Annotated in this window: 17 protein-coding genes; 14 read left to right on the top strand and 3 right to left on the bottom strand. The window is 30.9% G+C overall.

Going from position 1 to position 20,552, the window contains the following annotated elements:
* The first annotated feature begins 147 nt into the window (after positions 1–147).
* The 12 genes from uvrC (at position 148) to GFJ99_RS00180 (ending at position 16,083) form a co-directional block, all read left to right on the top strand.
* The gene (gene uvrC / locus GFJ99_RS00235) at positions 148–1,965 is read left to right on the top strand and encodes an excinuclease ABC subunit UvrC (protein ID WP_153207033.1); all 1,818 of its coding nucleotides are present in this window, start codon (positions 148–150) and stop codon (positions 1,963–1,965) included.
* Positions 1,965–4,163 carry a patatin-like phospholipase family protein gene (locus GFJ99_RS00230; protein WP_153207032.1) on the top strand — a complete coding sequence of 733 codons (2,199 nt, stop codon included), beginning with the start codon at positions 1,965–1,967 and terminating at the stop codon, positions 4,161–4,163. Before uvrC ends, GFJ99_RS00230 begins: the two co-directional genes overlap by 1 nt.
* A 166-nt stretch (positions 4,164–4,329) precedes the next feature.
* Positions 4,330–5,487, top strand: a complete 1,158-nt coding sequence (locus tag GFJ99_RS00225) for a homogentisate 1,2-dioxygenase (RefSeq protein WP_008255161.1) — start codon at positions 4,330–4,332, stop codon at positions 5,485–5,487.
* Positions 5,488–5,931 carry a hypothetical protein gene (locus GFJ99_RS00220; protein WP_008255159.1) on the top strand — a complete coding sequence of 148 codons (444 nt, stop codon included), beginning with the start codon at positions 5,488–5,490 and terminating at the stop codon, positions 5,929–5,931. It abuts the gene before it with no gap.
* Between the two features lie 18 nt (positions 5,932–5,949).
* A complete protein-coding gene (gene hppD, locus GFJ99_RS00215; protein WP_008255156.1) occupies positions 5,950–7,113 on the top strand; it encodes a 4-hydroxyphenylpyruvate dioxygenase in 1,164 nt (387 codons plus the stop codon).
* A 376-nt stretch (positions 7,114–7,489) separates the two neighbouring features.
* Entirely contained in the window at positions 7,490–8,266 is a 777-nt protein-coding gene (locus GFJ99_RS00210; protein WP_008255152.1) for a DUF3108 domain-containing protein, read from the top strand.
* The gene (locus tag GFJ99_RS00205; RefSeq protein ID WP_153207031.1) at positions 8,266–9,192 is read left to right on the top strand and encodes a tryptophan 2,3-dioxygenase family protein; all 927 of its coding nucleotides are present in this window, start codon (positions 8,266–8,268) and stop codon (positions 9,190–9,192) included. The genes GFJ99_RS00210 and GFJ99_RS00205 overlap by 1 nt, the downstream gene beginning before the upstream one ends.
* A gap of 26 nt (positions 9,193–9,218) precedes the next feature.
* Positions 9,219–10,457 (top strand): peptidoglycan DD-metalloendopeptidase family protein, encoded by a 1,239-nt coding sequence (locus GFJ99_RS00200; protein WP_153207030.1) that lies wholly within the window; start codon positions 9,219–9,221, stop codon positions 10,455–10,457.
* Positions 10,457–12,094 carry a glucose-6-phosphate isomerase gene (gene pgi, locus GFJ99_RS00195; RefSeq protein WP_153207029.1) on the top strand — a complete coding sequence of 546 codons (1,638 nt, stop codon included), beginning with the start codon at positions 10,457–10,459 and terminating at the stop codon, positions 12,092–12,094. The genes GFJ99_RS00200 and pgi overlap by 1 nt, the downstream gene beginning before the upstream one ends.
* A gap of 214 nt (positions 12,095–12,308) precedes the next feature.
* Positions 12,309–15,032, top strand: coding sequence for a TonB-dependent receptor domain-containing protein (locus GFJ99_RS00190; RefSeq protein ID WP_153207028.1), 2,724 nt, complete (start codon positions 12,309–12,311; stop codon positions 15,030–15,032).
* A 101-nt stretch (positions 15,033–15,133) separates the two neighbouring features.
* Positions 15,134–15,559, top strand: a complete 426-nt coding sequence (locus GFJ99_RS00185; RefSeq protein ID WP_153207027.1) for a hypothetical protein — start codon at positions 15,134–15,136, stop codon at positions 15,557–15,559.
* A 41-nt stretch (positions 15,560–15,600) separates the two neighbouring features.
* Positions 15,601–16,083, top strand: a complete 483-nt coding sequence (locus GFJ99_RS00180; protein WP_203228761.1) for a septal ring lytic transglycosylase RlpA family protein — start codon at positions 15,601–15,603, stop codon at positions 16,081–16,083.
* Between the two features lies 1 nt (position 16,084).
* On the opposite strand, the gene GFJ99_RS00175 is transcribed toward GFJ99_RS00180, so the two are convergent.
* Positions 16,085–16,555, bottom strand: a complete 471-nt coding sequence (locus GFJ99_RS00175; protein ID WP_153207026.1) for a CYTH domain-containing protein — start codon at positions 16,553–16,555, stop codon at positions 16,085–16,087.
* 168 nt (positions 16,556–16,723) lie between these two features.
* Here GFJ99_RS00175 and dinB point away from each other — a divergent pair, with 168 nt between their 5' ends.
* A complete protein-coding gene (gene dinB, locus GFJ99_RS00170) occupies positions 16,724–17,821 on the top strand; it encodes a DNA polymerase IV (protein ID WP_153207025.1) in 1,098 nt (365 codons plus the stop codon).
* A gap of 82 nt (positions 17,822–17,903) precedes the next feature.
* Entirely contained in the window at positions 17,904–18,419 is a 516-nt protein-coding gene (locus GFJ99_RS00165; RefSeq protein ID WP_153207024.1) for a PAS domain-containing protein, read from the top strand.
* 183 nt (positions 18,420–18,602) lie between these two features.
* Here GFJ99_RS00165 and pyk read toward each other — a convergent pair whose 3' ends face one another.
* On the bottom strand, positions 18,603–20,033 hold the full coding sequence (gene pyk, locus GFJ99_RS00160) for a pyruvate kinase (RefSeq protein ID WP_153207023.1): 1,431 nt from the start codon (positions 20,031–20,033) through the stop codon (positions 18,603–18,605).
* A gap of 5 nt (positions 20,034–20,038) precedes the next feature.
* A complete protein-coding gene (locus GFJ99_RS00155) occupies positions 20,039–20,512 on the bottom strand; it encodes an IPExxxVDY family protein (protein ID WP_008255127.1) in 474 nt (157 codons plus the stop codon).
* Positions 20,513–20,552 lie beyond the last annotated feature (40 nt).

Here is a 20,552-nt window from a genome sequence, read left to right as displayed (position 1 = left end):
TACCTCTTTTCAACAGCATCAAAATCAAAAAAAGCTCCGTGAATCTCTGTGTAAAAAAAACTCAAATCAGAGTTGTAAAGCATCCGCTTAATCCGCATGTCAATTCAAACAATTCTTTTATCTTTGTTCTATCATCTTTCTAAAAAAATGCAAACACCATTAGAACTTCAAATCCAAACTTTGCCTGATAATCCAGGTGTGTATCAGTATTATGATAAAGATGGAAAAATTCTATATGTTGGGAAAGCGAAAAACTTAAAAAAACGCGTTCAATCGTATTTTACCAAGAATCATGATAATTATAAAACTTCGGTTTTAGTTAAGAAAATTGTTACGATTAAGCACATTGTCGTTCCTACGGAAACCGATGCTTTGTTGTTGGAAAATAATCTGATAAAAAAATTACAACCGCGTTATAATGTGTTGCTTCGCGATGACAAAACGTATCCTTGGATTTGTATTAAAAACGAACGATTTCCTAGAATATTTTCTACCCGAAAAATGATTAAAGATGGTTCAGAATATTTTGGACCGTATACCAGTTTTAAAACCGTTCACACTATTTTAGATTTGATTAAAGAGTTGTATCCGTTGCGAACTTGTAATTATGATTTATCAAAACCCAATATCGATTCTGGGAAGTTTAAAGTGTGTTTAGAATATCATATTGGGAATTGTAAAGGACCATGTGAAGATTATGAATCGGCTGAAAATTATCAGAATCAGGTAGAAAAAATCCGTCAAATTTTAAAAGGAAATTTCAAAGAGAGTTTGAAAGATTTCAAGAAATTAATGACTGATTTAGCGATGGAAATGAAGTTTGAAGAAGCACAAAAAATCAAAGAAAAAATCGAGGTTTTAGAAAATTACCAATCGCGTTCCACAATATTAAATCCGAAAATCACCAATTTGGATGTATTTTCTATTATTTCCGATGAAACTATGGCGTATGTGAACTTTTTACAAATTTCGCATGGTGCTATTGTACGTTCACATACATTGGAATTAAAGAAAAAATTAGATGAAACGAACGAAGAATTATTAGAATTAGCTGTAGTTGAATTGCGCGAACGGTTTCATTTAAATGCAAGAGAAATTGTAGTTCCTTTTCCAATAGATTTAGGTGATCCCGAAGTGTCGGGAATTAAAGTCACAGTTCCTCAATTAGGGGATAAAAAGCAAATTTTAGAATTATCAGAACGCAATGCCAAATATTACCGATTAGATCAATTAAAGCAAATCCAAATCGTAGATCCAGAACGTCATACGAATCGAATTATGGCACAAATGCAAAAAGATTTGCGCTTATCGGTTGAGCCTCGTCATATTGAATGTTTTGACAACTCAAACATTCAAGGAACGAATCCAGTTGCAGCTTGTGTAGTTTTTAAAGACGGAAAGCCAAGCAAGAAAGATTATCGACATTTTAATATTAAAACCGTTGAAGGGCCAAATGATTTTGCATCCATGGAAGAAGTCGTTTACCGAAGATACAAACGCATGTTAGACGAAAATCAACCGTTACCGCAATTGATTATTATAGATGGCGGAAAAGGACAATTGTCTTCGGCTTTAAAAAGCATTGATGATTTAGGCTTGCGAGGAAAAATTGCGATAATCGGAATTGCTAAACGCTTGGAAGAATTGTTTTATCCGGGCGATTCGGCACCTTTGTATTTGGATAAAAAATCGGAAACTTTAAAAGTAATTCAGTTTTTACGAAACGAAGCGCACCGATTTGGAATTACGCATCATCGCGATAAGCGAAGTAAATCGGCTTTAACCAATAGTTTGGAAAGTATTCCCGGAATTGGCGAAAAAACCATGATTACATTAATGAAACATTTCAAAAGTGTTAAAAGATTGCAAATCGCTGACGAAAAAGCAATTTCTGAGGTTGTGGGTCTTTCAAAAGCCAAAAAAATTTCCGACTTTTACAAGACAATTCAATCAGAAAAAAAGTAATGAAAAAACTATTCTTGTTTATAAGCCTACTAATTTGCACCCAAATCAGCTTAGGACAAGAAAATTCACGACCAAAAGTAGGACTTGTACTTAGTGGTGGTGGAGCTAAAGGTTTGGCTCATATTGGTGTGCTAAAAGTAATCGATTCGTTAGGAATTAAAGTAGATTATATTGCAGGAACTAGTATGGGTGCAGTTGTTGGTGGTTTGTATGCATCAGGATATAGTGCTAAACAGCTAGACTCTATTTTTTCAAATATTGATATAGATGCTTTATTACAAGACTACACTCCAAGAGAATCTAAAACGTTTTACGAAAAGCGAAATGATGAAATTTATGCTTTAACACTGCCTTTTAATAAATTTAAATTAGGATTGCCATCAGGATTATCAAAAGGGCTTTATAATTTTAATTTAATTTCTTTATTAACGCAACATGTAAGTAATATTCGTGATTTTAATCAATTGCCAATTCCTTTTTTATGTATTGCTACAGATGCTGAAACAGGAGAGAAAATTGTTTTAGATAAAGGTGTTTTGGCTCAAAGCATTATTGCCAGTGGTGCTCTCCCTACATTATATAGTCCAGTTGAAATTGATGGCAGATTGTTAATTGATGGCGGTGTTGTAGATAATTATCCCGTAGAAGAATTAAGAGCAAGAGGTGTTCAAGTTATAATTGGTGTTGATGTTCAGGACGGATTAAAAACAAGAGATGAATTAAAAGAAGTAACGTCGGTTTTAGCACAAATTAATAATTTTTCCATGATTGAAAAAATGGAAGGAAAGCAAAAAGAAACGGATATTTACATAAAACCAGATATCAAAGGATATTCTGTTGTAGATTTTGCAAAAGGAAAAGAAATTATTTACAAAGGGAATCAAAAAGCAAATGAGTTTATTAGAGAACTTGCACCTTACGGAAATCCAAAAATAAAAAAAATTCAAGAAACGGTTGTTCAAGATTCTATTTACATTAAAGAAGTTAGTTTTAATAAGCTAGATAATTATACTAGAGCCTATATTTTAGGGAAGTTAAAATTTAAAAGAAATATAAAAATTTCTAACAAACAATTACAAAAGGGAATTTCAAATTTAAATGCTACTCAAAATTTTAGTGCCATAAATTATTCTTTTGAAAAAATGCAAGATGGAGATAATCTTATTTTAGAACTAAAAGAAAACGAAAACAATACATTTTTGAAATTTGGATTGCATTATGATGATTTATTTAAAAGTGGAATTTTGTTGAATTATACCAAAAAAAAATTATTAGTAAAGAATGATGTTGCTTCTTTAGATTTAATTTTAGGAGATAATATTCGTTATAATTTTGATTATTATTTGGATAATGGTTTCTATTGGAGTTTTGGTTTAAATTCTAAACTAACAACATTTAATAAAAACATAACAAGTGCTATTACCAGAGATTTAGCAATTGGATCCAATATAAATAATTTAAATATCGATTTTTTAGATCTAAGTAATCAAGCTTATTTACAAACAATATTTGCTCAAAAGTTTTCTATAGGAGGAGGTTTGGAATTTAAATATTTAAGATTAAGGTCTGAAACCCTACAAAACACAAATTCGGTTTTTGAAAGCAGTAATTATTTATCACTTTTTGGATTTGTAAAATACGATTCATTTGATAAAAAATACTTCCCAAAAACAGGGTGGAATTTTAACTCTGAAATACGTTCGTATGTTTACTCATCTGATTATATGAATAATTTTGAACGATTTTCAATCGCTAAAGCAGATTTTGGATTTGCGCAACCTGTTTTCAAACACATGACTTTTAAACTTCAATCTGAAGGCGGATTTGCTATTGGAGAACGAAGTATATCTTATTTTGATTTTATTTTAGGAGGATATGGTTTTCAGCAAGTAAACAATATAAAGCCATTTTTTGGATATGATTTTTTAAGCATTGCAGGAGAAAGTTACTTAAAATTATCATTAACAGCAGATTATGAGTTTATTAAGAAGCATCATTTTAATTTTATTGCTAATTTTGCAAACATAGGAAATAATATTTTTGACACATTAGACACCTGGTTTGCAAATCCTAAATATTCGGGTTATTCCTTAGGATACGGGATGGAAACAGTAATAGGGCCATTGGAAATTAAACACTCATGGTCGCCAGAAACTAGAAATCATTATACATGGTTTTCAGTTGGTTTTTGGTTTTAATTATTTTTTTACGATATTTGTAATGATGAAAAATTGGACAGACTTACTTTCGCATTTAAAGTTCCTCATCAAGAGAAATCCTGAGTGAGCAAAACTTCTTTTGATTTATAGCAAGATTTTTAATCTTGTTTAAAATTTTAATTAAGAACTTTTAAAAAAAGAAAAAATGCCAATATATCATAAATTAGGGGCAATTCCTCCCAAACGTCATACACAATTCCGTAAACCAAACGGAGATTTGTATTATGAGCAATTGTTTGGAACAGTGGGTTTTGACGGTATGTCAACAAATTCCTATCACGAACAAAGACCTACACAGGTTAAAGAAATCAGAAAACAATATAGCGCTGCACCTAAAATTGCAAAAGCAAACAACATTCAATCTTATAAATTAAGAGGATTTGATGTTGCACCGCAAGACGATTTTTTAGAAAGTAGAAAAATTGTATTAACTAATTCGGATTGTCATATCGTTTTGGCGGCGCCAAGAAAATCAACGACCGATTATTTTTACAAGAATACAGATTCTGATGAAGTAATTTTTATTCATCAAGGAACAGGAAAACTAAGAACCATGTTAGGAAATTTAGATTTCAAATATGGAGATTACTTAGTAATTCCTAGAGGAATGATTTATAAAATGGATTTTGATACCGAAGATAACCGTTTGTTTATCGTAGAATCACATTCGCCAGTTTATACACCAAAACAATATAGAAATTGGTTCGGACAATTATTAGAACATTCACCATTTTGTGAAAGAGATATTCGTCGTCCTGAAGAATTAGAAACCTATAATGAAAACGGAGATTTCGTAATTAAAGTTAAGAAAAAAGACGAAATTTTTGAAATGGTGTATGCCTCGCATCCGTTTGATGTTATTGGATACGACGGATATAATTATCCATATGCGTTTTCAATTCACGATTTCGAACCAATTACAGGTAGAATTCATTTACCACCACCCATTCACCAAACTTTTGAAACAAATGCATTTGTAATTTGTTCATTTGTTCCAAGATTATACGATTATCACCCATTGTCAATTCCAGCTCCATATAATCATAGTAATATTGATGCCGATGAGGTGTTGTATTATGTTGATGGTGATTTTATGAGTAGAAACGATGTAAAACCAGGAAATATTTCGTTACATCCTGCGGGAATTCCTCACGGACCACACCCAGGAGCAGCAGAAAGAAGTATTGGTAAAAAAGAAACGTTAGAGTTAGCCGTAATGGTAGATACTTTTAAACCTTTAATGGTTACAGAAGAAGCTATGAATATTGCTGATGACACCTATTATCAATCTTGGTTAGACTAAATGAATTATAATAAATTATCAGCCGACCCAACAGCGTTAATACTTGGAGTAATTGCTTTAGTACTTATGTTTTTAGGATTTTGTTGTGGATTAATAGTTTTTATTTCGTTAATTTTAGGAATTGTAGGGCTAGTTCTCTCAGTAAAAAGTCTTAAAGAATACGATGTAGATCCAAGTATATATTCGCCACAAAGTAGACAAAATGTATATATCGCAAAGATTATTTGTTTAATTACAACAATTTTATCTTCATTATATTTTATCGTAATTGTGTTTGCGGTTTTTATTTATCAAGTTAGTTTTTCAGACCTGGTTAATAATAAAATAGAAGAAATAAAAAATCAAAAGTTTAACGATTCCATTTATTTGGAAGAACAAACAGAACAAAATTATAGTAACGATTCTCTTTATATAGATTCTACTTTTGTAGATTCTATCAAATAGAAAAAAAATAAAAACAAAATGGCACAAGAAATAAAATCAGTAGAATACGGATTAGAAAAAATCTTTGAAGGAGCACAAGACTTTTTACCTTTAATGGGAACAGATTATGTAGAGTTTTACGTAGGTAATGCAAAACAAGCGGCTCATTTTTACAAAACAGCTTTCGGGTTTCAATCATTAGCGTATGCGGGATTAGAAACTGGAGTTAAAGACAGAGCTTCTTATGTATTAAAGCAAGATAAAATACGTTTGGTATTAACTACCGCTTTAAACAGTGATTCTTTAATTGGCGAACACGTAAAAAAACACGGAGATGGTGTTAAAGTTATTGCCCTTTGGGTAGAGGATGCACGTCTTTCTTTTCAAGAAACTACTAAACGTGGTGCAAAACCATATTTTGAACCAGTGGTTGAAAAAGACGAAAATGGAGAAGTGGTTCGAGCAGGTATTTATGGCGCATACGGAGAAACAGTATTTATTTTTGTTGAACGTAAAAATTATAACGGAATCTTTTTACCAGGATATAGTGAATGGAAATCAGATTACAATCCAGAACCAGTTGGTTTAAAATTTATCGACCATATGGTGGGTAATACAGGATGGAATAGAATGAATGAAGCCGTAAAATGGTTTGAAGACGTTATGGGATTCGTGAACTTCCTTTCATTTGACGACAAACAAATTACTACTGAATATTCCGCTTTAATGTCTAAAGTAATGAGTAATGGTAACGGAAGAATTAAATTTCCTATCAATGAACCAGCGGAAGGAAAAAAACGTTCTCAAATTGAAGAATATTTAGATTTTTATGAAGGAGAAGGTGTGCAACACATTGCTGTAGCAACCGATGATATTTTAACAACCGTTGCTCAAATGCGTGCAAGAGGTATCGAGTTTTTAAGTACTCCGCCTCAAGCGTATTACGATGCAATTCCTGATAGATTAAAAGATCACATGGATAAATTTAAGGAAGACATCCATGAACTTCAAAAATTAGGTATCATGATTGATGCGGATGAAGAAGGTTATTTATTGCAAATTTTTACAAAGCCTGTGGAAGATCGTCCAACACTTTTCTTCGAAATTATTCAAAGAATGGGTGCAAGAGGTTTTGGTGCTGGAAACTTTAAAGCCCTTTTTGAGTCGATTGAACGTGAGCAAGAATTGCGAGGTACGTTATAAAAATCAAAATTTATTATCAATTCATTTAACAAAAGTGTTTTCAAGGCAGTTTTTTTGATAAAAATATGTTAAAGTTTAAATTTAACTAAGAATATCATAAAACATTAATACCTTTGCACTCGCAAAACAGGGAGGTAGTTTGCCTTGTTTTGTAATAAATTTTCATAATTTATAGTTTTTTGGTTGGTTAATAGCATAAAAACTCAGTCATATTTTTGACTGGGTTTTTTTGTTTTACTATTTTTGGAACAGAATTTGCTTTTTCATTAAAAAATGAACTAAATATGAAATCGCAAAAAACAAAAAGTTTGCTTAATCAAACGCAAATTATTAATAGCGATATCATATGTTACCGCTAAAAATAAAACTTAAACATATGAAAAAAATTATCTTGCTTCTAGTTCTTTTTGTGTTTACAAATTCATTTGTACAAAAAGAAAATGCCTTTACAACAGGAGAATGGGTAAAGCTAAGAATTCACTACGGCATGGTCAATGCTGGCTATGCAACTCTAGAAATCAAAGACGCTGTTAAAAACAACAAAAAAGTGCATCACGTTGTTGGTAAAGGATGGACAACAGGTATGGCAAAATTCTTTTTTGAAGTGGAAGATAACTATGAAAGTTATTTTGATAAAGAAACCGGAAAACCGTATCAATTTGTTAGAAAAATTGATGAAGGTGGTTATACTAAAAATCAAGAAGGCTTTTTTAATCAAGAAAAAAATACCGTTTTAGTAAAAGATTATAAAAAGAAAACTGAAAAAACGTTCTCTACACCAGAGCAAGTTCAAGATATTGTTTCTTCATTTTATTATTTAAGAAATCACCCTTCAATTGATAAACTAAAAGTGGGCGAATCTATAGCAATAGATATGTTTTTTGATGATGAAACCACGAAGTTTAAGTTAAAATTTTTAGGCCGAGAAGATATTAGTACTAAATTTGGAAAAATTTCTTGTATGATATTCAGACCCTATGTTCAGGCTGGTAGAGTTTTTAAAGAAGAAGAAAGTCTAACGGTTTGGATATCAGATGACGATAATAAGATTCCAATACGTATAAAGGCTAGTTTAGCCATAGGTTCTATAAAAGCTGATTTAGAAGCTTTTAAAGGTTTAAAAAATTCATTCAAAGTTAAAGTAGAAAAATAATGGAAGTAACTCCTAAAATTCAGGATCAATTAAATCAACTTCACGATAAATTTGAAGCCATCAATCAAAATACCGCTACTCATTTAGAAGGGTTGCTTTGGGCTAAACCCATTACATATTGGGACTATATTCAAACAGATGCGCTTTTAAGCCTTCAAACACAAAGAACCACTTTGCCAGACGAAATGGTATTTGTAATGTACCATCAAGTAAATGAGTTATTGTTTAAAATGATTCTGTGGGAAATGAATCAATTGTGCCATAATGAAAAGCCAACAACTGCTTATTTTACTGAAAAATTAGGCAGAATTAGTCGCTATTTTGACATGTTAACGACTTCTTTCGATATCATGAAAGACGGAATGGAGCCAGAACAATATCTAAAATTCAGAAATACTCTTACTCCAGCTAGTGGTTTTCAATCGGCTCAATATCGTTTAATTGAATTCAGTTCAACAGATTTAATTAATTTAATTGATAATCGTTTTAGAGCTACAATTGATAGAAATACGCCATATGATCATGCTTTCGAACATTTATATTGGCAAGCAGCAGGAAAAGATTATCATACGGGAGAAAAATCGTATTTAATTTTAGAATTCGAAAGAAAATATAAAAAAGTGTTCTTAGATTGGATGGAAGAATACAACACAATTAACTTGTGGAGAAAATTCAAACAATTACCAGAAGTTGATCAAAAAAATCCGGAATTAGTTGCAGCCATGCGTCATTATGATGTAACGGTTAATATTACTTGGGTTATGGGACATTTTAATGCAGCTAAAAAATACATTGAAAGTGTGCCAGGAAATCATGAAGCAACAGGTGGAAGTGATTGGAAAAAATACATGCTACCAAAATACCAAAAAAGAATTTTCTTCCCAGAATTATGGACAAAAGAAGAAATAGATAACTGGGGAGAATAACCGCAATTTGCATAAAACAACATACATTGAGATATTTCGTATTAGCCATTATATTTGTCACATTTTTTACAGCCTGTAATTCGAAAGATGAAACAGAAAAAACTAAAAAAACAGTAGTTAAAAAGGAACCCATTATTAAAGAATATGGATTTACTTTTAATGACTACAAAGTGGTACGAGATACAATTCGTTCTGGTGATACTTTTGGAAAAATATTAGAAAAATTCCCGCTCAAAGACAGTTTAAGAATTTATGATGTAACTAAAAAAGTAAAAGATTCTTTTAATGTTAGAAGAATTAAAGCAGGCAAACCTTATATTTTATTTCTAGATAAAATGAAACCGAACACCTTAAAGGCATTAATTTATATAGAAGATAAAATTAATTATACGGTTATTGATTTTAGAGATTCAATAGTTGTGTCTAATAAACAAAAACCTACAACATTAAAAAGAAGAATTGTTGCTGCTGAGATTGAAGGCTCTTTGTCTGAAACATTAAGTAATGCTGGAGTTAATGCTGGTTTAGCTAATAAATTAGCTAATATTTATGCCTATACAGTAGATTTCTTTAAAATACAAAAAGGAGATAAATTTGCAGTTACAATAAACGAACGTTTTATAGATGATACTATTTATGTTGGTGTAGAAAGCATAGAAGCGTCTTATTTTGAACACAAAGGGAAAAAGATTTTCGCATTTCCATATAAAATTTATGAGAATCAGAAATATGCAGATTTTTATGATGAAAATGGAAAAGGATTAAAAAGCGTGTTTTTAAAAGCGCCATTAGATTATTTTAGAATCTCCTCCCGTTTTTCTGGAAAACGTTTTCATCCTGTTCAAATGCGTTTTAAAGCACATAACGGAACAGATTATGCGGCTCCTCATGGAACGCCAATTAAAACAACTGCTTCTGGTGTTGTAGAGCGAACAGGTTACACTTCTGGAAACGGAAACTTTGTAAAAGTAAGACACAGTTCTACTTATTCTACTCAATATTTACACATGTCTAAAATTTTAGTAAAAAATGGGCAACGTGTAACTCAAGGACAAGTAATTGGAAAAGTAGGAAGTACCGGATTAGCAACAGGACCTCATGTTTGTTATCGATTTTGGAAAAACGGAGTTCAAGTTGATCCTTTAAGACAACAATTGCCAAATGCAGAGCCAATGAATGAATCTCACAAGAAAAAATATTTATCACATATTGCCCCCCTAAAGAAAGAATTAGACAGTATAACAGCATTAAAATTTAAAGAATAATGACACTATCAAAAGTAAATCCTTCTCAAACGGAAGCATGGCAAAAATTACAATCACATTTCGAAAAAATGCAGCAAATTTCAATGAAAGAATTGTTTGCATCGGATACAAATAGAGCAGAAAATTTTCACATTCAATGGAATGATTTTTTAATAGATTATTCTAAAAACATTGTTGATGAACAAACACTAGATTTATTATTAAATTTAGCAAATGAAGTCCATTTAAAAGAAGCAATCTCAAGTTATTTCGAAGGAGATTTAATAAATCAAACAGAAGATAGAGCTGTTTTACATACTGCATTACGTGCAAAAGAATCAGATAAGGTTTTGGTTGATGGTATTAACGTTATTCCAGAAGTATATTCGGTAAAAAATAAAATCAAAAACTTTTCTAACGAAGTTATTTCAGGAAATAGAAAAGGATTTACAGGAAAACCATTTACTGATGTTGTTAATATTGGAATTGGAGGATCTGATTTAGGTCCGGCGATGATTGTTGAAGCTTTACAGTTCTACAAAAATCATTTAAACGTTCATTTTGTTTCTAATGTAGATGGAGATCATGTAAATGAAGTAATTAAAAAATTAAATCCAGAAACCACATTGTTTGTAATAGTTTCTAAAACCTTTACAACACAAGAAACATTATCAAATGCAGAAACCATAAGAAGTTGGTTTTTACAATCGGCAACTCAAGAAGATGTAGCTAAGCATTTTGTGGCGGTTTCAACTAATATTCAAAAAGTAACTGAATTCGGAATTAATCCAGACAACGTTTTCCCAATGTGGGATTGGGTTGGAGGACGTTTTTCATTATGGAGTGCTGTAGGTTTGTCTGTAAGTTTAGCGGTAGGTTTTGATAACTTTGATAAGTTATTGAAAGGCGCTAACGAAATGGACGAACATTTTAAAAATGAATCTTTCGATAAAAATATCCCAGTAATTTTAGCTTTATTGAGCATTTGGTACAATAACTTTTTTGGAGCCGAAAGTGAAGCTTTAATTCCTTATACACAATACTTACAAAAATTAGCGCCTTATTTACAACAAGGTATTATGGAGAGTAATGGAAAAAGTGTAGGAAGAGATGGAAAACCAGTAAATTATCAAACAGGAACTATTATTTGGGGAGAACCAGGAACCAACTCCCAACATGCGTTTTTTCAATTAATTCACCAAGGAACTAAATTAATTCCTACAGATTTCATTGGATATAAACATTCGCTATACGGAAATAAAGACCATCATGACAAATTAATGTCAAACTTCTTTGCACAAACAGAAGCCTTATTAATGGGTAAAACGGAAGCACAAGTAAAAGCAGAATTCGAAAAGCAAGGTGTTTCAAGTGAAAAAGCCGATTTTCTTTTGCCATTTAAAGTGTTTACAGGAAATAAACCAACTAATACCATCCTTATTAATAAACTAACTCCAGAATCCTTAGGAGCATTAGTTGCAATGTATGAACACAAAATATTTGTACAAGGAATTATTTGGAATATTTTTAGTTATGATCAATGGGGTGTTGAGTTAGGAAAACAATTGGCTAATTCAATATTAGATGAAATCAAGAATAAGCAAGTGAAAAATCATGATAATTCAACATCATTTTTACTTAAACAATACATAAAGTAACTAAAAGCATTAAATAATTATTAAAATCCTCGAAATTTATTTTGAGGATTTTCTTTTTTCTTCCTTTTCTACCGATTAAATACTATAATAAACGTTAAAATTCAGGTTATTTTTTTTTATTTAATGGTTTGGTTTATGTTGATATTTTCTTAACATTCAATACAAATTCTTGTATGAAATTTGCCCAAAATATTTTAATATAAAATCAACAAAAATGAAAATTTTTAAAAATGTATTACTTATTGGGTTTATGTTTTTATCAACCCTGACTGCTTTCTCACAGTCTAAAGTAACAGGTACTGTAATTGATGGCGATTTAAATCAGCCTTTAGCAGGTGCCAATGTAGTAGTTAAAGGAACTTCAACAGGTACTGTTACAGATTTTGATGGAAAATTTGAGATTTCAACAACTGAAAAATCAGGCCAAATTGTTATTTCTTATTTAGGATTTGTAACAAAAACAATTTCTTTTACAGTTACTGGAAATTCAGTTAATGTAGGAAACATTGTTGTTGATCCTGATGCAAGCCAACTTGAAGAAGTGGTTGTAATTGGTAAAGGAATTATTGACGTTGCTAAAGAGCGTAAAACTCCTATTGCAGTTTCTACAATAAAAGCAGTAGAAATTCAAGAAAAAGTAGGTACTTCAGATGTAACACAAGCAATGGTTAACACACCATCTGTTTATGTTGCTGGACAATCTGGTGGTTATGGAGATTCTAGAATTACTGTTAGAGGTTTTCAACAAGACAACACAGCTTTTTTATTAAATGGACAGCCTATTAATGGTATGGAAGATGGTAAAATGTATTGGTCAAACTGGTCAGGTATGTCTGATATTGCAAATTTCATTCAAATACAAAGAGGTTTAGGTTCTTCTAAGTTAGCTATATCTTCTGTAGGAGGAACTGTTAACTTTGTAACTAAAGCAACTGATAAAAAAGAGGGTGGTTTTGTATCTATGGGAGTAGCTAATAGCGATTACTTTAAATCGACAGCAGCTTACAATACTGGAATCATGAAAAATGGTTTTGGTGCGAGTGTAATGCTTTCTCATTGGCAAGGTGATGGTTACAACCAAGGAACTAGAGGAGAAGGACAAAACTATTTTATCTCTTTTGGATATAAACCAAATGATAAGCACAATTTCAATTTCTTAATCACAGGTGCTCCACAACAACATGATCAAAACTTTACAAAAAGAATTTCTGATTATTTAGGTTTTGGAAGAAAGTACAATAACAATTTTGGTTATTTAAACGGACAATATCTTTCAGAAAGAACTAATTTTTATCACAAACCAGTAGCAAACTTAAACTGGGATTTTAAAATTAATGAATCTACTGAGTTGTCAACAGTATTATATGCGTCTTGGGGACGTGGTGGAGGAACTGGAAATTATGGTAGTGGGAAAAGAAGTATTTCTCAATTTAATCCTTACACAGGAGCTAATCAAAATACTTACATAGATTACGACCAAATTTATGCTAACAATTTAGCTGATGCTGATGGTATTGGTACTTCTTCAAATTATTTAATTAGAGCTTCTATGAATAACCATGCTTGGTATGGTTTAGTAACAAACTTTAAAAAAGAATTAAATGAAAACTTAAATTTAAATTTTGGTTTAGATTTAAGAACGTATAATGGAGACCACTATCGTCAAGTTGCTAATTTTGTTGGATTAAATGGATGGACTGAATCAAGAAGATTAAGAGATAATACTCACTTTTCAAGTAATTCATTACCACTAGCAACTAATACAGTTAATCAATCTTATAATATTAACCCTTGGTATGCATTCTTCAATACTGCAGATGATGCTCAAAAAATTGATTATGATTACAGTGAAACTATTTCTTATGGTGGAGTTTTTGGTCAATTGGAGTATTCAAAAGAAAATTTCTCAACATTCTTCCAAGGAGCAATTTCTAATCAAACTCACCAAAGATTCGATTATTATGATTATCAAAATCAATACCAAGATTCTGACAAAGTGTCTAACGTAGGTTATAATGTTAAAGCGGGGGGAGCTTATAATTTTGCAGAAAAACATGCTGTTTATGCTAATGCAGGATACTATTCTCGTCAACCATATCATGATAATATCTATTTGAACTTTACTAATCAAGTTAATCCATTAACTGAGAATGAAAAAGTATTGGGATTAGAAGCTGGTTATACTTTCAAATCAAAAATATTTTCAGGAAGTTTAAATGCATATAGAACTACTTGGGAAGATAGAGTTGTAACAACTTCTACAGTTCAAGCTGCTGATGGAGTTATTGGTTCTACACCAGTTTTAGCTGGAGATGTAATTTTTACTTCAAATCAAGGTGTAAAACAAGTTCACTCTGGAATTGAGTTAGATTTTGTTTTAAAACCAATGAATAAATTAGATATTAAAGGATTTGCATCTTTTGGAAATTGGGAATATGACGGAAAAGCAATAAGCAGAAAATTTGATGAAAACCTTAATCTTTTAGTTGAAACTGAAACAGATCTTAAAGGAGGAAAAGTAGGTGATGCTGCTCAAACTACATGGGGATTAGGCGCTAAATATGAAATTTTTGAACGTTTTACAATTGATGCAGATTGGAGAAATTATGATAATTTGTACGCAAATGTAGTTGCAAAAGATAATTTGGAATTACCTAGTTATGATTTAGTAGATGCTGGAATTTCATATAAAATGTTGGTGGGTAAAAACAAACAAAATTCTGTTAATTTTAGATTTAACATGAATAACGTTTTTAATGAGATATATTTATCTGAATTAACTTCAAACATCAAAACAACAGATAATATTAGTTCTTCAAATCCAGCTTTAGGTACATATCAATCTAACAATAGAGTGTATAATGGAATCGCAGATGGAAACTTTGGATTCTTTGGTTTAGGTAGAACTTGGAACTTTACAATGCGTTATAACTTCTAAGAAAAATTAAAGTTAATTACTAAAAACCTCTTATTCATTTTTTTGGATAAGAGGTTTTTTATTTTCCTTATATTTGTAATTCACTTTAATAAAAATTAGGTATGTACGAAACTATTAAAAATGTTCACTCTATTTTAGCTTATGCAGCTTTAGGATTATTGTTGCTAGCTTCATTAAATGCCATTTTTGGTTTAAGATCAAAAAAAATATTTAAAGACAAAGATTTACGTCTTTCTTTATTTACATTGATTATTTGCCACATTCAATTATTAGTTGGATTAATTCTGTATTTTCTTTCTCCAATTGGCGCAGGACAATTAGGAAACATGAAAGATGCTGCAATCCGATTAACTTCTTTAGAACATCCATTAATTAATATTATTGCTTTAGCATTAATTACAATCGGATGGTCTAAACATAAAAAAGAAGAAAGTAATAATGGTAAATTCAAAAAAATTGCTGTTTTTTATACTTTTGGATTGATCTTAATTTTGTCAAGACTTCCTTGGACAAATTGGTTTAATTAATCGTTTTCTTTATAGTAATAAGTGAACTAAAACTGTAAATTATGAAAAAAAATATCAAGATAGTTTCTTTTTTGATGCTTATTACAATATTATTAAGCTTTTCTAATGCACCTAAATCGGGTTCTGTTAGAAAAGCTTTTTTGTTAGATAGTATAAAGAAAAAGGATTCCATACGTACCTTAGATTCTATTAATTCAGAAGATTCTTTGGCTAATTTTAAATCTAAATTATACAAGAAAAACGTTGAAGCTTCTTATTATTCTGACAAACTAAACGGAAGAAAAACGGCTAGTGGACAAGTTTTTAGCAATAAAAAATATACTGCTGCACATAAAAAGTTGAAATTTGGTACTAAAGTAAAGGTTACTAATTTAGCTAATAATAAAAGTGTTATCGTAACTATTAACGATAGAGGACCTCACACCAGAAAAAGAGAAATAGATTTAGCTAAACGCCCTTTTTTAGATATTTCACATAATAAAGGTCGCACACCCATGCGCGTAAGTCTAGAAATAATAGAATAGCTTATTTCCAACTAGTATAAGGGTAATTACTTAAATAAGCATTGTAGTATTTTTCTTCAGATGTAACTTCTTCTCCTAACCAACTTGGTTTGGAGAAGATTTCATTTTCAGATTGCAATTCTATTTCTGCCACGATTAAACCATCATTTTCGCCCGTGAATACATCTATTTCAAAAAGATGATCGTCAAACATAACGTTGTATCGTGTTTTGTCAATTACTCCATTTTCGCATAGTTGCAATAAAGCTTCTGCTTCTGAAATAGCAATTTCTTTTTCCCATTCAAAACGTGTTAAGCCCGATTCGTTACCTTTTCCTTTTATGGTAATGTATCCTTTTTCTCCTTTAATTCTAACTCGTACTGTTCTCTCTGGATTAGAATTTAAATAGCCTTGAACTATTCTAAATTTTTCAGAGCTTTCTGCAATAAAATTAGTATTTACTACTAAAAATTTGCGTTCTATTTCTACCAAAATATTGTGTTTAATATTAGATGACTAAAATACGAAAAAATCCATTCTATTCGTATCTTTACTTCTGTTAGTTCAGTGAAGTAAGAATTGGAAAATTGATACTAACTTTTGCTATTCTTATGATTTTTAATAAAACCCATGAGTTTCTTTTTTCCAATAGAATAATTTATGAGCGAACACTTCCGAAAAATAATTCATATCGATATGGATGCGTTTTATGCATCGGTAGAACAAATGGATAATCCTAATTTGAAAGGTAAGCCATTAGCAGTTGGCGGAAGCGAAATAAGAGGTGTTGTTAGTGCAGCAAGTTACGAAGCTAGGAAATTTGGAGTACGAAGTGCGATTAGTGGAATTCAGGCAAAAAAATTATGTCCGGATTTAATTTTTGTTCCACCACGTTTTGATCGTTACAAAGAAATTTCGAAGCAAATTCGCAAAATTTTCCTCGATTATACCGATTTGGTTGAACCTTTATCTCTTGATGAAGCCTATTTAGATGTTACAGAAAATAAAAAAGGAAATCCAAGTGCCACTTTAATTGCACAAGAAATTAGAAAGCGCATTTTTGAAGAAGTTGGATTAACGGCCTCTGCAGGAATTTCTGCAAATAAATTTGTAGCAAAAATTGCTTCTGATTACAATAAACCAAACGGTCAAAAAACAGTAAATCCAGATGAAATAGAACCCTTTTTAGAAAAATTAGATGTAAAAAAGTTCTATGGTGTAGGCAAAGTTACAGCTGAAAAAATGTATCAGTTAGGCATTTTTACGGGTTATGATTTAAAACAAAAATCGGTAGAGTATCTCGAAAATCATTTTGGAAATAGCGGTTTACATTATTTCCAAATTGTAAGAGGCATTCACAATAGTGCGGTAAAACCCAATCGAAAAATTAAATCGGTAGGAGCAGAGAGAACGTTTGGTGAAAATTTATCCTCTGAAATTTTCATGGAAGAACGTTTGCAAAGTATTGCTAAAGAATTAGAAAAGCGCCTACAAAAAAACAAGATTTCAGGAAAAACCATCACCTTAAAAATAAAATATTCCGATTTCACCTTACAAACCCGAAGCAAAACGCTTCCGTATTTTGTGAGTGATAAAAACATTATTGTTGATTTTGCAAAAGATTTACTTTATCAAGAGCGATTAAAAAACTCGGTTCGATTACTAGGTATTTCTGTTCATAATTTAAATAACGAAGAAAAAACTAAAATTCCTTTAACTCAAAAAAGTGTTTCGGTGCAATTAAAGTTTGAGTTTTAGTAACTTAAACAAGCGTTAAAGTTCGTTTTAAATACTTGTTGGTTTGTTTTTCTTTTTAGTTTTGACAAAAATAACATGGAATATGGAGTTCAAAGTTTACGATGCTGCGTTTGCAAAACAACATGAAAAATATGCGATTAAAGCAATGCCGTTGATTTCATGGGATATTTATTCTCAATATTTATATCAAACTAATGTGTTGCTTCATGATGTATCTTCTTTAAATCAAATTGCCAATAAAAATCTATGGAAAACAGTTTGGGATTTTAAAGAAAGTATTCAAGATGAAACAGTTATTGTAGTAACCGATGCTAATTTGAAAATAGTATTTGCTACTAATAATATTGAAAAAATGAATGGTTATAAAGTTGAAGAAGTAATAGGGAATTCCCCTAAAATGTTTCAAGGTCCGTCAACTAATCTGCAGGTGAGTTCAGAAATAAGACAAGCTATTTTAAATAAAGTGCCATTTGAGAAAAATGTAATCAATTATTGTAAAGATGGCTCGTTATACAAATGCAGCATCAAAGGATTTCCTGTGTTCAATTTAAAAGGAGATGTTGTAAACTTTATTGCTTTTGAAAAAATAGCCGCTTAAAACGAGGTAAAACATATAAATCACCTCTTTTGTCAAGCTGAGCTCGTTTCAGCTTCTGTCAAAATAAGAGATTCTGAAATCGAAGATTCAACGAAGTTAAACAAATTCAGCATGATAGCTGAAATAAAACAAAAACGAGTACTAAATTATTTTAGTACTCGTTTTTTATTATTTAAAACAAAATTATTCTATTTCAGAAACGCGCATAGTGTTAACCATTCCTTTAGCTACAATTGGCATAGCCGCTAAGTTAACTACCATATCACCTTTTTTTACATATTTCTTTTCTTTACAAATAGTATTGATGTCATCAATAGTGTCATCTGTACTTACTAATTTGTCATAAAAGAAAGCTCTTACTCCCCATAAAAGATTTAACTGTGTTAAAATTCTATGGTTAGATGTAAATACTAAAATATGTGATTTTGGTCTCCAAGCCGATATTTGAAATGCTGTGTAGCCAGAATTTGTTAATGTAGTAATTGCTTTTGCATTAATTGCGTCTGCCATTGACGCTGCATGATAACAAATAGACTTGGTAATAAAACGTTGATTTTTTACTTGAGGTTGTGAAATTGGCACTTTGATAAGTGGCGAATCTTCTACGCTTTCAATAATACGAGTCATAGTTTCAATTACTTCAACAGGATAGTTTCCTACCGAAGTTTCACCAGATAACATAACCGCATCGGCACCATCCATTACAGAGTTTGCAACGTCATTTACTTCTGCTCTTGTAGGAGTTAATGAAGTTATCATAGTTTCCATCATTTGTGTTGCTACAATTACAGGAATACGAGCCGTTTTAGCTCTATGAATCAATTTTTTCTGAATTAAGGGCACTTCTTCTGCCGGAACTTCCACACCTAAATCGCCACGAGCAACCATTAATCCATCACAAAAAGCAACAATTTTATCAATGTTTGCTACTGCTTCTGGTTTTTCAATTTTAGCAATAATCGGAATTTTGTGGTCAGAATGTTCAGCTATTAAATCTTGTAAATCTTCTAAATCTTGAGAGGTTCTTACAAACGATAATGCAATCCAGTCTACTTTATTTTCAATTGCAAATTTAGCATCGCGAATATCTTTTTCTGTTAAAGCCGGTAACGATACTTTTGTATTAGGTAAGTTAACTCCTTTTTTAGATTTCAATGGTCCGCCTTGAATTACAACTGCTTCAACTTCTGTGTTTTTATCTGTTTTTGTAACTTCAAAAATCAATTTTCCGTCATCAAGTAATATTCTTTCGCCAGGATTTACATCTTTTGGAAATTCTTTATAATTCATGTAAACACGAGAAGCTGTTCCTAAAATATCTTCAGCTGTTGTGAAAGTTATTTTATCTCCTTTGCTTACTACTACATCTTCTTTCATAACGCCTACGCGTAATTTTGGACCTTGTAAATCTCCTAAGATTGAAGTAGTGTAACCATATTCATCATTTAATTCTCTAATGATTTTTATACGTTCAGAAACATCTGTATAGTCAGCGTGCGAAAAGTTAATTCTAAAAACATTAACTCCTGCATCTATCATGTTTTTAATTACTTCTTTTGTACTACAGGCAGGGCCTAGTGTAGCAACAATTTTAGTTTTTTTGTTTGTTGGCATCTTAATTAAAAAATTAAATTATTTTTAGATTTTAAGTTCGTTATATCAATTGTGTAAGCCATAGTTACATTTTTAATTTCCTGAATTTTCTCAATTATTGATTCTGACTCAAACCCGTAATCGATATTTTCAATTTTAATAAGGTAATCGGCTTTTTTAAATTCGGGTAGTAAAAAAACAGTAATATCAACTTGCTCAAATAAAGAGGTTGTTTGTTTATTGGAATTGATAATCGTGGTTTTGTTTTCGATTAGCGTCCAAATTACATCGTTTTTTTCATCATCAAAAATGTAATTACTAAAAGCACTTTTTCCTTCAGGAATGGCAATTTCTACATAAGCAAGATTTTTGCTCAATTGAATGCCCAATGCCTTATTTAGCGTATAAGCTAATTTGTAATCATCTAAAGACGAATGAACGGCTATTAGTTCATAATCATCTGAAACAAAATCGTTTATTTGAATTTTATGAATGGCCATCACCAGAATTTAAGTTGTAAATATAAGACTAAAATCTATT

The sequence above is a fragment of the Flavobacterium sp. LMO6 genome, assembly GCF_009495795.1.
GTDB lineage: Bacteria > Bacteroidota > Bacteroidia > Flavobacteriales > Flavobacteriaceae > Flavobacterium.
The sequence above is the reverse complement of the archived record's forward strand: the minus strand, read 5'-3'. Positions and strand labels throughout refer to the sequence as shown.

What these genes read in the sequence shown, in the direction of transcription:
- dinB (WP_153207025.1), top strand. Translation starts at nt 16,724, where the DNA reads ATGAGCGAACACTTCCGAAAAATAATTCATATCGATATGGATGCGTTT.
- GFJ99_RS00190 (WP_153207028.1), top strand. Translation starts at nt 12,309, where the DNA reads ATGAAAATTTTTAAAAATGTATTACTTATTGGGTTTATGTTTTTATCA.
- GFJ99_RS00155 (WP_008255127.1), bottom strand. Translation starts at nt 20,512, where the DNA reads ATGGCCATTCATAAAATTCAAATAAACGATTTTGTTTCAGATGATTAT.
- GFJ99_RS00220 (WP_008255159.1), top strand. Translation starts at nt 5,488, where the DNA reads ATGAATTATAATAAATTATCAGCCGACCCAACAGCGTTAATACTTGGA.
- GFJ99_RS00210 (WP_008255152.1), top strand. Translation starts at nt 7,490, where the DNA reads ATGAAAAAAATTATCTTGCTTCTAGTTCTTTTTGTGTTTACAAATTCA.
- pgi (WP_153207029.1), top strand. Translation starts at nt 10,457, where the DNA reads ATGACACTATCAAAAGTAAATCCTTCTCAAACGGAAGCATGGCAAAAA.
- GFJ99_RS00225 (WP_008255161.1), top strand. Translation starts at nt 4,330, where the DNA reads ATGCCAATATATCATAAATTAGGGGCAATTCCTCCCAAACGTCATACA.
- hppD (WP_008255156.1), top strand. Translation starts at nt 5,950, where the DNA reads ATGGCACAAGAAATAAAATCAGTAGAATACGGATTAGAAAAAATCTTT.
- GFJ99_RS00230 (WP_153207032.1), top strand. Translation starts at nt 1,965, where the DNA reads ATGAAAAAACTATTCTTGTTTATAAGCCTACTAATTTGCACCCAAATC.
- GFJ99_RS00165 (WP_153207024.1), top strand. Translation starts at nt 17,904, where the DNA reads ATGGAGTTCAAAGTTTACGATGCTGCGTTTGCAAAACAACATGAAAAA.
- GFJ99_RS00180 (WP_203228761.1), top strand. Translation starts at nt 15,601, where the DNA reads ATGAAAAAAAATATCAAGATAGTTTCTTTTTTGATGCTTATTACAATA.
- uvrC (WP_153207033.1), top strand. Translation starts at nt 148, where the DNA reads ATGCAAACACCATTAGAACTTCAAATCCAAACTTTGCCTGATAATCCA.
- GFJ99_RS00185 (WP_153207027.1), top strand. Translation starts at nt 15,134, where the DNA reads ATGTACGAAACTATTAAAAATGTTCACTCTATTTTAGCTTATGCAGCT.
- pyk (WP_153207023.1), bottom strand. Translation starts at nt 20,033, where the DNA reads ATGCCAACAAACAAAAAAACTAAAATTGTTGCTACACTAGGCCCTGCC.
- GFJ99_RS00205 (WP_153207031.1), top strand. Translation starts at nt 8,266, where the DNA reads ATGGAAGTAACTCCTAAAATTCAGGATCAATTAAATCAACTTCACGAT.